Genomic DNA, 12833 nt, shown 5'->3' with positions numbered 1-12833 from the left:
ACAAATCGCTGCGAGCAAATAATCACTTCAGAGATTTCTGAACTATCGGACGCTAGACTGGCGCTCTCTGTGATCTCTCCCAGGAACGCCGTCATGTCGTCCGCATTGCCCGATCTCAAGCTGCTGCGCATCTTTGCCAGCGTGGTGCGCAACCAGGGGTTTGCCGCCGCCCAGCAAGAGTTGAATCTTTCCACCTCGGCGATCAGTACCTACATGAGCCAGCTGGAGTCGCTGCTCGGGGTTGCCCTGTGCCATCGCGGTCGCGGCGGTTTCAGCCTGACCGGCAAGGGCGAGCTGTTTCATCAGGAGACCTTGCGCATGCTGGCCGAGCTGCACGACTTCGAGCGCTATGCCGCCTCGTTGAAAGGCGAGCTGCGCGGCACGCTCAACCTCGGTGTGCTGGACTCCACCGTCAGCGACCCGGCGCTGCCGCTCGCCGACATCATCGGCGCCTACACCCAGGAGCATCCGGCGGTGCACCTGCACCTGGCGGTGCTCAGCCCGGCCGAACTGCAACTGGGCCTGCTGGACAATCGGCTGGATCTGGCCATCGGCGCCTTCTCGGTGCGCACCAGCGGGCTGGTGTACCAGGCGCTGTACAAGGAGCAGCACTGGTTGTACTGCAGCGACCGCCATCCGCTGTACACGCAGACGCGCATCCCCGCCGAAGTCATCGCCCAACAGCGCATGGTCGGACGCGGCTACTGGAGCCAGTCGGAACTGGCGCGGCACGGGTTCAAGCAAAGCGCCGCCACCGTCGAGTCGATGGAAGCCCAGCTGATTCTGGTGCTGTCAGGTGCCTATATCGGTTATTTGCCCGAGCACCACGCCCAGCACTGGGTCGAGCGCAAGCGCCTGAAGGTCTTGCTGCCCAACACCTTTGGCTATCAGGCGCCCTTCACCACGGCCATACGCCGCGGCCGTTCCCGCGAGCCGCTGATTCAGAGCTTTCGCGATCGCATCAAGGTGCAGGCGGGCAAACAGCCGACGGCGCCCACAGCCCCGGAGAAACCGCCTGCAGCCTAGAACTGCACCTCAACCGTCAATGGCAGATGATCGGACAAATGCGTCCAGGGCCTGTGGCCGAGAATCTTCGGCGCATGGCTCTGGGCATTGCGCAGGTAGATGCGGTCCAGGCGCAGCAGTGGCAGGCGCGCGGGGTAGGTGCGCGCCAGCAGGCCGTGGTGGCGTTCGAAGGCTTCGTGCAGCTCGGCTTCTTCTGCCAGGGTGCGGTTGCCGCGCAGTTGCCAGTCGTTGAAATCGCCAGCGATGATCACCGGTGCCTCCGCGGGCAGTGAGGCGAGCAGCCGGCGCAGCAGTTGCAGCTGCTGCTGGCGGTGGCTTTCCAGCAGCGACAGGTGCACGCAGATGGCATGCACCGGCTGCGGGCCGGGCACATCCAGCACGCAGTGCAGCAGGCCGCGACGCTCGGGGCCGGTGATCGACACATCGAGGTTGCGGTGCTCGAGAATCGGGTATTTGGACAGCAGCGCGTTGCCATGGTGACCGGCCGGGTACACGGCGTTGCGCCCATAGGCGTAGTCGCTCCACATGCTGTCGGCGAGAAATTCGTATTGCGAGGTGGCCGGCCAGCCAGGGTGGCGGGCGGCGTGGCGATCGTGGTTGCCGAGCACTTCCTGAAGGAAGACGATGTCGGCCTGGGTGCTGCGCACCGCATCGCGCAGTTCCGGCAGGATGAAGCGCCGGTTGAATGCAGTGAAGCCCTTGTGGGTGTTGACCGTCAGGACCCGCAGCCGGTGTACGGCTGCGGCCTGGGCGGAAGTGGCGAAACCTTGACCGCCGGCTTCGTGATTCACGCGTCCTCCTGAAACTGCCGTCGGGGCGGGCAGATACTGTCTACGACACAGCCCGCCCCGGCGCGGTTCAGTCCTCCTCGCGCTGCAAGGCGAACAGCAGCAGCGAACGCCCCTTGACCTCGAACTGCGTGTCGAAGGCGTGTTGCTCGCCCTTGCGCAGCTTGGGTCGGTCGGTGTCGATCAGGCAGTTCCATTGATCGCCATCGGGCACCGAAGGCAGGGTGAACGGCACGGTGTCGTGGTGGGCGTTGACGATCAGCAGCAAGCTGGCGTCCTCACCCTTGCGGGCGATGCCGCTGACCTGCGCGCGGCCATCCATGAGCATGCCCAGGCAGCGGCCATTGGCGTCTTCCCACTGCTCGACGTTCATCTCGTTGCCGTCGGGCGCCAGCCAGGTGACGTCCTTGACCCCGGTGGCCTCGTTGAAGTCACCGACCAGGAAGCGCGACCGACGCAGTACCGGGTAGGTCGAGCGCAGGCGGGTCAGGCGCTTGACGAAGGCCAGCAGCTCACTGCCTTCCTCGTCCAGCTCCCAGTTGATCCAGCCGATCTCGCTGTCCTGACAGTAGGCGTTGTTGTTGCCGTGCTGGGTGCGGCTGAACTCGTCGCCGGCAACGATCATTGGTGTGCCCTGGGACAACAGCAGGGTGGCGAAGAAGTTGCGCATCTGGCGCATGCGCAGGGCTTTGATCTCCGGGTTCTCGGTGGGGCCTTCTTCACCGCAGTTCCACGAGATGTTGTTGTTGCTGCCGTCGTTGTTGTCTTCGCCGTTGTCCTCGTTGTGCTTGTCGTTGTACGACACCAGGTCGCGCAGGGTGAAGCCATCGTGGGCGGTGATGAAGTTGACCGAGGCGTAAGGCCTGCGACCACGATTGTTGAACTGATCACCGGAGGCGGTGATGCGCCCGGCGAAATCGGCCAGCTGGCCTTCATCGCCTTTCCAGAAGGCGCGCACGGTGTCGCGGAAGGCGTCGTTCCATTCGGCCCAGCCGGGGGCGAAGTTGCCCACCTGGTAGCCGCCCGGGCCGCAGTCCCACGGCTCTGCAATGAGCTTGACCGATCGCAGCAGCGGGTCCTGGCGGCAGGCGACGAGGAAGCTGTGACGCTCGTTGAAGCCGTCGTGGTAGCGGCCAAGGATGGTCGCCAGGTCGAAGCGGAAGCCGTCGACATGCATCTCGCCGGCCCAGTAGCGCAGCGAATCGGTCACCAGCTGCAACACGCACGGGTGGCTCAGGTCGAGGGTGTTGCCGGTGCCGGAATCGTTGATGTAGTAGCGCTTTTCTTCTGGCATCAGGCGGTAGTACGAGGCGTTGTCGATACCGCGCATCGACAAGGTCGGGCCTTTTTCGTTGCCCTCGGCGGTGTGGTTGTAGACCACATCGAGAATCACCTCCAGGCCCGCGTCATGCAGGTGCGCGACCATCTCCTTGAATTCGGCGATCTTGCCGCTGGCAAGATACGCCGGGTGCGGCGCGAAGAAGGCGATCGAGTTGTAGCCCCAGTAGTTGTTCAAGCCCTTGTCGAGCAAGTGCTGGTCGTTGACGAAGGCATGGATCGGCAGCAGCTCGATGCTCGAGACGCCCAGGTCCTTGATGTGCTTGAGCAGATCATCGTTAGCCAGGCCTGCGAAGGTGCCGCGCAGTTTCTCCGGAACCGAAGGGTGGCGCATGCTGATGCCACGGGTATGGGCTTCGTAGAACACGGTATTTTCCCACGGCACCTGCACGCGCTGGTCTCGGCCCCAGGTGAAAGCGGGGTCGATGACCTTGCACTTGGGCACGAAGGGGGCACTGTCGCGCTCGTCGAACGTGGTGTCCTCTTCACCCAGCACGTAGCCGAACAGCGCAGGGTCCCACTTCAGCTCACCGACCAGCTGCTTGGCGTAGGGGTCGATCAGCAGCTTGTTGTGGTTGAAGCGGTGGCCGTTCTCAGGCTCGTACGGGCCATACACACGGTAGCCGTAGACCAGCCCGGGATGGGCGTCGGGCAGGTAGCCGTGGTAGATCTCGTCGGTGTATTCGGGCAGCTCGATGCGTTCGAGTTCGTTCTCGCCGGAGGAGTCGAAAATGCACAGCTCGACCTTGGTCGCGTTGGCCGAGAACAAGGCGAAGTTGACGCCCAGTCCATCCCAGGTGGCGCCGAGGGGAAAGGGCATGCCTTCACGAATGCGCGAAGGGGCGACAGAGCGGTTTTTCTTCGGTTTACGTTGGGTCATGGCAGTCTCGGATGGCCAAGTGATCGGGGACGGTGAAACGTTTCAGGCCTCCACGCCAACCGGTCCGTTCCCCGTCAGGGGCGGACCGATTCGCAGGTAATGCCGGTACAGGTACAGCGGGGTGAAGGGCGCTGCCGGGCGGCAGCGCGAAAACCGCAAGGGTCAGCCGTCGGTGGCTTTCTTGGCCGCAGTGCGTGGCTTTTTCGCAGCCGTGGTCTTGCCCTGCGGCGAAGGCTCGGCGCCAGGCAGGGCAGCGCTCTTGGCGACGCTGGCGCGCTTGGCCGGGGCGGCGCTGCGGGTAGGGTCTTGGCTGACGTCGGCGCTGGTCTTGCCTTTGGCCGCTGCGCGCTTGCGCGGCGCTGCCTTGGGCGCCAGCGACTCGGCTTCGGCCAGCTTGCGGGCCATGCCCCAGTGGCGCTCTTCCTGGCCTTCTGGCTTACCTTCCGATTCCCAGATCTGGTAGGCGAACTCGCGGATACGTTTATCTTCGACACTCATCGTTATGCTCCTGGATGCGCTTAATCATGTTCGATGAACAGGTTGACCGGAAACTCGGCTAACGCGGCGCTCAACTTCAGCTCCTTAGTAGGGCTGACAGCGGCGTTTGCGAAAAGTCCCGACCATGTGGCAGGGGAGAAGTCGAACGGCAAGATCACCCGGGTGTCGTCCCATGTCTGGGCAGGGATCAACGGCGTCTGCGCCTGCTCACCGAGCAGGCTGGCGGCCAGCCGCGGGAGAATCACGATGGCACGCTCGCCATCAGCGACGCGGGCGAAGGCCATGACCTTGTCGGCATGCCGGCCCTCTACGCTCAGCGGCTGATATTCGCCGCGGCGGAACAGCTCGGGGTGGGCGCGGCGACAGTCGAGCACCCGTGCGATCAGCGTCTGCTTGATACGCCCGTCGCGCCAGTGAGCGAGCAGCTCATCGAGCGCGACGCTGTCATCCAGGCTGCGCCGACGCGCCGGGTAGTCGACCGGGCGGCGGTTGTCCGGGTCGACCAACGACAAGTCCCAGTACTCGTTGCCCTGATACAGGTCAGGCACGCCCGGCACGGTCATGCGCAGCAGGCACTGCGCCAGGCCGGTGAGGGCACCGGGGCAGGCGATGGCGTCGGCTGCCTGGTGCAGCGATTCACGCAGCTCGGCGTGCGCGTCGGCGCTGAGCAGGTCGGCGATATAGGTGGCGCAGACCTGCTCGTAGTCTTGGTTGGGTGCATTCCAGCTGCTGCGCAGTTTGGCCTCGCGCAGGGCTTTTTGCTGCCACTGCTGCAAGCGCTCGATGTAGCTCTTGACCGCGCTGCTGTCGTTGAGATCGAGGTCAAGCGGCCAGCTGCCGAGCAGGGTCTGCAACAGCATCATTTCATCGGCCGGGCTCGGCGCCGGGCCGTCCGCGTCGTCCTTGCGCAGGGGCGCGGCCAGGCTGCGCCAGTGCTCGATGCGCTCGGCCAGCCACGGGCCGCGCTCGCTGAGCACCGCCAGGCGCGCGCGGGTGTCCTCGCCACGTTTGTGGTCGTGGGTGGCGGTGGCCAGCAGGTTGTCGGGGAAGGCGCCAAGGCGGCGCTGCGCCTCGATGTGGAAATCCTCCAGCGGGGCGCTGAAGCGCTCGGCCTCGAAGCCCACATCGTTGCGCGACAGCAGCCGCGCCGAACGGTAGAAGGCGGTGTCTTCCACGGCCTTGGCCGCGCTTGGGGCGGTGAGCTGCTGGAAGCGTACGCAGGCGTGGCGCAATTGCTTGCGCGCCTTGCCCGGCGGCAGGCTGCGCCAGCGTTGCCCGCCCAGCCACACTTGCAGTTGCTCGAGCACCGGCCAGTCTGCTTCGGGCAGTGACTGGCGGGCATCACTCAACGCCTGCTGGAAGAACGACTCGTCCTCGGCCGGGCGGCCCAGGGCGTTGATGTAGGTGCGGTACACCGAATAGTGCTCGACCAGCGCCTGCACGCCGCGGCGGATCGCGCCGAGGGTGATGTCGCGGGTCATCAGGTCGTTGCGCGCCACCTGCAGCAAGGCCTGCGCCACTGACTCGAAGTCGCCGGCAAGGCTGGCATTGAGCACCAGCGCACGGGCCTGGCGCACTTCCTCGGCGAACAGCGGACGTTCGCTCAGGCGCTGCCACAGCTCGGTGAGCGGGGCCTCGCCGGCTGGGTCGTGCAGCACCAGCGACACCTGGTTCATGAATTCATAGCCGGTGGTGCCGTCGGTCAGCCAATCGCGGTGCAGGTGCTCGCCGGTGCCGAGGATCTTCTCGACGTAGATCGGGAAGTGCTCCACAGCGGTGTCCAGCGGACGCGCCGCCAGCAGGCCATCGACCCGGCGGCGCAGTTTGCGGCAATAGCCGCGCGGGTCGGCCAGGCCGTCGATGTGGTCGATGCGCAGGCCATCGACCAGGCCGCGCTCGATCAGCTCGAACAGCTTGGCGTGGGTCGCCTCGAAGACCATCGCGCGCTCGACGCGCAGACCGCCCAGTTCGTTGATGTCGAAGAAGCGCCGCCAGTTGATGTCGTCAGCGGCGGTGCGCCAGCTGGCCAAGCGATAAGCCTGGCGCTCGAGCAGTGCGTGCAGCCGCTTGAGGCCGGCTTCGCTGCGGGCGTCGAAGGCTCGCAGTTGCGCATCGAGGCGCACACCATCGGCATGCAGTTGCGCCAGCTCGCCTTGCAACGCCTGGGCGGCTGCCAGCGGCACGGCGGCATCGCGCAAGGCGCCGAAGCGCGCGGCCAGGGCTTGCAGCTCAGGGCTGTCGCTGCCTTGCAGTACCTGGGCGTAATCGAGCGGGCAGATCGGGAAGCGGTGCTCGTGGTGGGCCACTTCCAGGCGGCCGTGTTCGCCGTCGAAGGTCAGCGGCAGCTCACCGTTCTTCAGCGCGATGCCGTAGTCGTTGCCAAGGAACGGCAGCAGCAACTGGCCGGCCAGCAGCGGGTCGCTGGAGTGCCACTGGATGTCGAAGAACTCGGCATACGGGCTGCGCCGACCCCAGGCCAGCAGGCTCTGCCACCAAGGGTTGTCGGCGCCGCCGACGGCCATGTGGTTGGACACGGTGTCGAGAATGAAGCCCATACCGTGCTGGCGCAGCGCGGCGATCAGCCGTTCCAGTGCGGCTTCGCCGCCCAGCTCAGGGTTGACCTGGGTCGGGTCGACCACGTCATAGCCATGCCGTGAGCCGGCACGGGCCTTGAGGATCGGTGAGGCGTACAGGTGGCTGATGCCCAGCTGGGCAAAGTAGGGCACCAGCGGCACGGCGTCGTCGAGGGTGAAGTCACTGTGAAATTGCAGGCGTACGGTTGCAGTCAATGGCTTCATCGGTCGCGCTCCCACGCGTATTCACGGGCTTGTGCCAGCAGTTCCAGACGCCGGGCGGCGTCGACCTCGTCGAGTAGCTTGGCGGCAGGCGGCGCCAGGCGCCGCTGCCAGTTGGGGTGGCCGTCGGTGGTGCCGGGCATGTTCGGTTGCTCGCTGTTGCCGAGCAGGTCTTCCAGGGGAATCAGCACCAGCGGTGCGCGGGTCTTGCCAAGGAAGGCGATGGCCGCATCGATCACCGCCTCGTCGTCATCCAGCGCGCCGCATGCCTGTTCGAGCAGGGCGCGCAGCCCGGCAGTTTCCTTGTCGCGTTCCTCACGCCAGGACCGTTCGGCGTCGTCGTCGATCAGCTCCAGGCGCTTCTGCCAGTCGATGTCGCGCGCTTGCAGCCAGCCTGCCAGCGGCGCCAGATCATGGGTGCCGGTGGTGGCCAGGGCGTTGTCGGGCCACTGCATCTGCGGGGTGAAATTGCCCGGGCCCTGTTGCTCGAAGGCCAGCACGCGCATACCCAGCACGGCCTTGTCGGCCAGCTGTTCGCGCAGGCCTTCGGGCACGGTGCCGAGGTCTTCACCGAGCATCACCGCCTGATGGCGCACCGATTCCAGGGCCAGCAGGCGCAGCATGTCGTCGAACGGGTAGTGTACGTAGGCACCTTCTTTGGGTGAGGCACCCTTGGGGATCAGCCAAAGCCGGCGCAGGCCCATCACATGGTCGATGCGCAGGCCGCCGGCATGCGCCAGGTTGGCCCGCAGCATTTCGATGAAGGCGCGGAACCCGTTGCGCTTGAGCCCTTCGGGCGAGAAACCGCAGATGCCCCAGTCTTGGCCTGCGCGGTTGATGATGTCTGGCGGGGCGCCGACGGTGAGGTCTGCGAGCAGTTCATCCTGACGGCTCCAGGCCTGGCTGCCGGCACCATCGGCACCGACCGCCAGGTCAGCGATCAACCCCACCTGCATGCCATTGCCCCGGGCCGCCTGTTGCGCCCGTTGCAGGCTGCGGTCGGTCAGCCACTGGCAGAAGGCGCGAAACTCGATGCGCGCCGGGTAGGTACTGGCGAAGGCCTCGACTTCAGCGTGGTAGGGGTCTTGCCAGGCCTTCGGCCAGCGCCGCCAGTCGGCGCCCAGCCCCTGGTCGACCGCTTCGCCTTGCAGCACTTCGAAGCGGCAATGGTGTTCCAGCGCTTCGCCAGCGGCCTCGCGGAAGCTGTCGAAGTCGGCGCGCAATGGGTGCTGGCCCTGGCTGAAGTCCTTGTACAGCGCCTGCAACAGGCGCTCACGCACCTCGGCGGCGCGCGGCCAGTCGACCAACGGTTGGGCTTCCAGGTCTTCGAGAATCTGCCCCAGTCCTTCAGCCTCGATCGCCGCGCGCACTTCACGCTCACCGAGCAAGGCGGCGGGGCTGGCGTAGAGGCTGTTGAGCAGCAGGCGGCTTGACGGTGAGTAGGGGCTGTAGTGCTGTTGTTCGTAGGGCGACAAGGCATGGATCGGGCTGATGGCGATGGCATCGGCGCCGCGTTCGGCCGCGCTGCGCGCCAGATGCTCCAGGGCCAGCAGGTCGCCATAGCCGCCGTCACCGCTGCGGCGCAGGCTGTACAGCTGGGCGGCCAGGCCCCAGCAGCGCGCAGGCGGCTCGCCAACGGCGTCGTCAAGGCTATGGCAGCGCAGCGGCGCGACGGCAACGCTCAGGCTGCGGCCGTCGACGTCGATCTGGTAGTAGCCGATGGGCAGGTCGTTGGGCAGCTCGGCCTGCTCGCCGAGGGTCAACTCGCGGCTGGCGCCGGTCTCATCGGTGCAGCGGGCGGTGCTGCCAGGGCTGAACCACGGTTGCAGCGTCAGCGCCTGACCGACATCGCAGGTGAGTAGTTTGGGCAATGCCTGAAGATCTTGCGCTTGTTCCAGCTCGGCCAGGCTGGCGCTGACCTCACCGGCGTCGGCGGCGGGGTGACCCAGGGCGCCGAGTACACCGCGCAGCACGTCATCGCTGACCTGCTGCGCACGGTTGTTGGCGTCGGTCCAGTCGCGGGCGATGCCGACCCGTGCCGCCAGTTGATGCAGGGGGTTGTCGCTCATGGCGTCTCCGCGGCAGGTGGAGTCAGGCTGACGACGCAGCTGTAGGCCGCCAGCATCGAGTCGGAATGGGCGTTGTCACTGCTGTCGAACAGGCGCTGGGCCGGGGCCGGCAGCTCGACCGCCTGGGGCCGCTCGGCAAGGTTGAGGTCGATGCGCAGCTCGCTGCCATCGCCCAGGCGCCAGCGCGCGGTGAGGGCCTTGTCGCCCAGCACCTGGCTGCCCAGGCTGTGGCTGCCGGGCAGGTGCGGCACGATGCGCTGATGACGCAGCGCCAGCAGCTGTTGGTACAGGCCATGCCAGCCGGCCAGCACGTCGTCGCCGTGAGGCTGGCTGGAGTGGAAGGTGGCAAGGGCGTTGGGGTCGGGGATGTTTTCCCGGGTGTCGGGGTCGGCGAAGGCGGCAAAGTGCGCGAATTCACCGCGGCGGCCTTCGCGCACAGCGTCGGCCAGCTCGTCATGGAAGTCGGTGAAGAACAGGAACGGCGCGCGACTGCCTTCTTCATCGCCCATGAACAGCAACGGGATCATCGGCGACAGCAACAGCAGGCCGGTGGCGGCGCGCAGCGCGGCAGGCGGGCACAGCCGGGTCAGGCGCTCGCCCAGCGCACGGTTGCCGATCTGGTCGTGGTTTTGCAGAAACAGCACGAAGGCGCTCGGCGGCAGGTGCCCGCTCGGCTCGCCGCGCGCTTCGCCGTGGCGGTTTTGCTGGCCCTGGAACACGAAGCCTTCTGCCAGGCAGCGCGCCAGTTGCTCGATGGGGCGGTCCTTGTAGTCGGCGTAATAGCCTTCGGTTTCGCCGGTCAGCAGCACGTGCAGGGCGTTGTGGCCGTCGTCGTTCCACTGCGCGTCGAAATCCTCCTCCAGCAAAAACGCCTGGTTGTGCTCGTTTTCCAGCACCAGCCAGACCTCACGGCCAGCGGTTTGTTCGCGCACGCGCTGCGACAGTTGCTTGAGAAAGTCCGGCGAGTCGATGGCGTGCACGGCGTCCAGGCGCAGGCCGTCGATGCGGTAGTCCTGCAGCCACATCAGGGCGTTCTGCATGAAGAACTCGCGCACCGCCGCCTGCTTGAAGTCGATGGCCGCGCCCCACGGGGTTTTCTTCGCCTCGTTGAAAAAGCTCGGGGCGTATTCATGCAAGTAGTTGCCGTCGGGGCCGAAGTGGTTGTAGACCACATCGAGCATCACCGCCATGCCCAGCCGGTGCGCTTCATCGACCAGTTGGCAGAGCTCTTCGGGGGTGCCGTAGCTGTGCTGCGGGGCGAACGGCAGTACGCCGTCATAGCCCCAGTTGCGCTCACCGGGAAATTGCCCAAGCGGCATCAGCTCGATGGCGGTGATGCCCAGCTTGGCCAGGCGCGGCAACTGCTCGGCGACACCCTTGTAGCCACCGAGCACGCCAACGTGGACTTCCTGAATCACCGCCTCGTGCCAGGGCCGGCCATTGAACGGGTGCTGCCAGGCGAACCATTCGGGTGCAACCACCTCGCTGGGGCCGTTGACACCTTCAGGTTGATAACGCGAAGCGGGGTCGGCGACCTTGAGCTGGCCGTCGATGACGAAGCGATAATGCTGCCCGGCCTGGGCTGGGCCGGTGGCGCTGAACCAGCCATCGGGCTCAGGCTGCAAGGTCAGCGGTGATTGCCCTGCGACTTCCACGCTCACATCGCGTGCGCCAGGCGCCCAGAGGGCGAAGCGCGCGGACGTGGCGTCCACCAGGTGTACGCCGTGTCTGTGCATCTTCAGCTCTCCGAATCAGTAGTGGGCCAGCTGGCTCTGCTTGACCAGGTCCTCGTACAGGCGCGCATAGGGCGTGACCGCCTGGCACCAGTTGAAGGGTTGCGTCATCGACAGGCAGCGCATGGCGTTGAGCAGGTCGGGCTTGCTGTAGATGTAGAAGGCCCGGGCCAGTGCCTCGCGGTAGCTGTCGGCGGTCGATTCGTCGAAGAGAAAGCCTGTGACGCCATTTTCGATGGTGTCGGCCAGCCCGCCGGTATTGCGCGCCACCGGCAGCGAGCCGAAGCGTTGCGCGTACATCTGGCTCAGGCCGCACGGCTCGTAGCGCGAGGGCATCAGCAGGAAATCGCTGCCGGCGAACATGCGCCGCGCATCGGTCTCATTGAAGCCGATGCGTACGCCGATGCGCCCGGGATGGCGCAGCGCCAGCTCGCGCATGGCTTGCTCTTCTTCCGGTTCGCCGCGGCCGATGATCGCGATCTGACCGCCTTGCTCGACGATGAAGTCGGCCACTGCCAGGGTCAGGTCCAGGCCTTTCTGGTAGACCAGACGCGAGACCACGGCGAACAGCGGCCCTTCGCTCGGCTCGAGCTCGAACAGTTCACGCACTTCATCGCCATTGAGCGATTTGCCCTCCCAGTCATTGAGGCTGAAGTTGTGCTGCAGGTGCTGGTCGGTGGCTGCATCCCAGCTTTCATCGATGCCGTTGGGAATGCCGCCGAGCAGGCCCTGCTGGGCTTTGCTGGCGAGAAAACCATCGAGGCCGCAGCCAAATTCGGCAGTGGTGATTTCCTTGGCGTAGGTGGCGCTGACCGTGGTGATGTGGCTGGAGTAGGCGAGGCCGGCCTTGAGGAACGACAGCTTGCCGTAGAACTCCATGCCTTCTTGTTGCAGCGCATGCTCGGGAATCGCCAGCTCCGGGCAGCAGGCCAGGCTGTACACGCCCTGGTAGGCCAGGTTGTGGATGGTGAACAGGGTCGGCGTGCTCAGGCCGCGCCAGTGCATGTAGGCCGGCGCCAGGCCTGCCGGCCAGTCATGGGCGTGAACCAGATCAGGGGTCCAGTGCGCCATGCCTTCACCGGCGGCGATGTCGGCGGCTGCCAGCCCCAAGCGGGCGAAACGAATATGGTTGTCTGGCCAGTCGCGACCATTGTTGGCGCCGTAGGGGGTGCCTTCACGCTCGTACAGTTCGGGGCAGATGAGGACGTAGATGACCAGGCCGTCCGGCAAGTCCATGCGGCCGATCTTGCACGGCGGCAGGGCGGCGTGACCGCTCAGCTCACCGACGATGTGGATCGGGTTGTCGCTGTCCATCACCTGCGGGTAGCCGGGGATCAGCACGCGCACGTCGTGCAGATCGGACATCGCCCGCGGCAGAGCGGCGGACACGTCGCCCAGGCCGCCGGTCTTGACCAGGTCGGCGATTTCCGAGGTCACGAACAGGACCTTGCGCTTGTTCGGGTTGTTCTGGCGCTTGGCGCCCGGTGCCTTGGCTGTCGTGATGAAACTCGGAGTCAGCGGCTCGCGATGCGGCGTGGTGAAGGTGTTTACAGATGGCTCGACAGCGGCACTGATCATTAGTCTCTCTCCGTCCCTATGTTCGGGTGCTGGGACCCGATGCATTTACATCACGTTGATTCTCGCTTGTGCATGTTGCGGTAATGCATATTGCGTTCCGTGCCCCGAGTCATGCACAGCTGCACCGC

General features: G+C 65.8%; 8 protein-coding genes. 1 reads left to right on the top strand and 7 read right to left on the bottom strand.

Annotated elements, in window-relative coordinates; translation table 11 throughout:
- Positions 1–93 precede the first annotated feature (93 nt).
- On the top strand, positions 94–1026 hold the full coding sequence (locus tag H618_RS21180; RefSeq protein WP_050577189.1) for a LysR family transcriptional regulator: 933 nt from the start codon (positions 94–96) through the stop codon (positions 1024–1026).
- Here the strand turns inward: H618_RS21180 and H618_RS0102985 are convergent.
- The 7 genes from H618_RS0102985 to glgA all read right to left on the bottom strand — a co-directional run bounded on the left by H618_RS0102985 (position 1023) and on the right by glgA (position 12705).
- Complete coding sequence (locus H618_RS0102985) at positions 1023–1817, bottom strand: endonuclease/exonuclease/phosphatase family protein (RefSeq protein ID WP_028693651.1); 795 nt, start codon at positions 1815–1817, stop codon at positions 1023–1025. The genes H618_RS21180 and H618_RS0102985 overlap by 4 nt on opposite strands.
- 67 nt (positions 1818–1884) lie before the next feature.
- The gene (gene glgX / locus H618_RS0102980) at positions 1885–4032 is read right to left on the bottom strand and encodes a glycogen debranching protein GlgX (RefSeq protein ID WP_028693650.1); all 2148 of its coding nucleotides are present in this window, start codon (positions 4030–4032) and stop codon (positions 1885–1887) included.
- A 162-nt stretch (positions 4033–4194) separates the two neighbouring features.
- On the bottom strand, positions 4195–4530 hold the full coding sequence (locus H618_RS0102975; RefSeq protein WP_028693649.1) for a DUF2934 domain-containing protein: 336 nt from the start codon (positions 4528–4530) through the stop codon (positions 4195–4197).
- A gap of 20 nt (positions 4531–4550) precedes the next feature.
- Complete coding sequence (locus H618_RS0102970) at positions 4551–7328, bottom strand: malto-oligosyltrehalose synthase (protein WP_028693648.1); 2778 nt, start codon at positions 7326–7328, stop codon at positions 4551–4553.
- Complete coding sequence (gene malQ, locus H618_RS0102965) at positions 7325–9394, bottom strand: 4-alpha-glucanotransferase (RefSeq protein WP_028693647.1); 2070 nt, start codon at positions 9392–9394, stop codon at positions 7325–7327. Before malQ ends, H618_RS0102970 begins: the two co-directional genes overlap by 4 nt.
- Positions 9391–11130, bottom strand: coding sequence for a malto-oligosyltrehalose trehalohydrolase (gene treZ, locus H618_RS0102960; RefSeq protein ID WP_028693646.1), 1740 nt, complete (start codon positions 11128–11130; stop codon positions 9391–9393). Before treZ ends, malQ begins: the two co-directional genes overlap by 4 nt.
- Positions 11131–11145: 15 nt before the next feature.
- On the bottom strand, positions 11146–12705 hold the full coding sequence (gene glgA, locus H618_RS0102955; protein ID WP_028693645.1) for a glycogen synthase GlgA: 1560 nt from the start codon (positions 12703–12705) through the stop codon (positions 11146–11148).
- Positions 12706–12833 lie beyond the last annotated feature (128 nt).

The sequence above is a fragment of the Pseudomonas cremoricolorata DSM 17059 = NBRC 16634 genome (assembly GCF_000425745.1).
Lineage (GTDB): Bacteria > Pseudomonadota > Gammaproteobacteria > Pseudomonadales > Pseudomonadaceae > Aquipseudomonas > Aquipseudomonas cremoricolorata.
This window is presented reverse-complemented; position numbering and strand designations above follow the sequence as displayed.

Coding starts and splice junctions, on each gene's coding strand:
- glgA (WP_028693645.1), bottom strand. CDS start 12,705: ATGATCAGTGCCGCTGTCGAGCCATCTGTAAACACCTTCACCACGCCG.
- H618_RS0102970 (WP_028693648.1), bottom strand. CDS start 7,328: ATGAAGCCATTGACTGCAACCGTACGCCTGCAATTTCACAGTGACTTC.
- glgX (WP_028693650.1), bottom strand. CDS start 4,032: ATGACCCAACGTAAACCGAAGAAAAACCGCTCTGTCGCCCCTTCGCGC.
- treZ (WP_028693646.1), bottom strand. CDS start 11,130: ATGCACAGACACGGCGTACACCTGGTGGACGCCACGTCCGCGCGCTTC.
- H618_RS21180 (WP_050577189.1), top strand. CDS start 94: ATGTCGTCCGCATTGCCCGATCTCAAGCTGCTGCGCATCTTTGCCAGC.
- H618_RS0102975 (WP_028693649.1), bottom strand. CDS start 4,530: ATGAGTGTCGAAGATAAACGTATCCGCGAGTTCGCCTACCAGATCTGG.
- malQ (WP_028693647.1), bottom strand. CDS start 9,394: ATGAGCGACAACCCCCTGCATCAACTGGCGGCACGGGTCGGCATCGCC.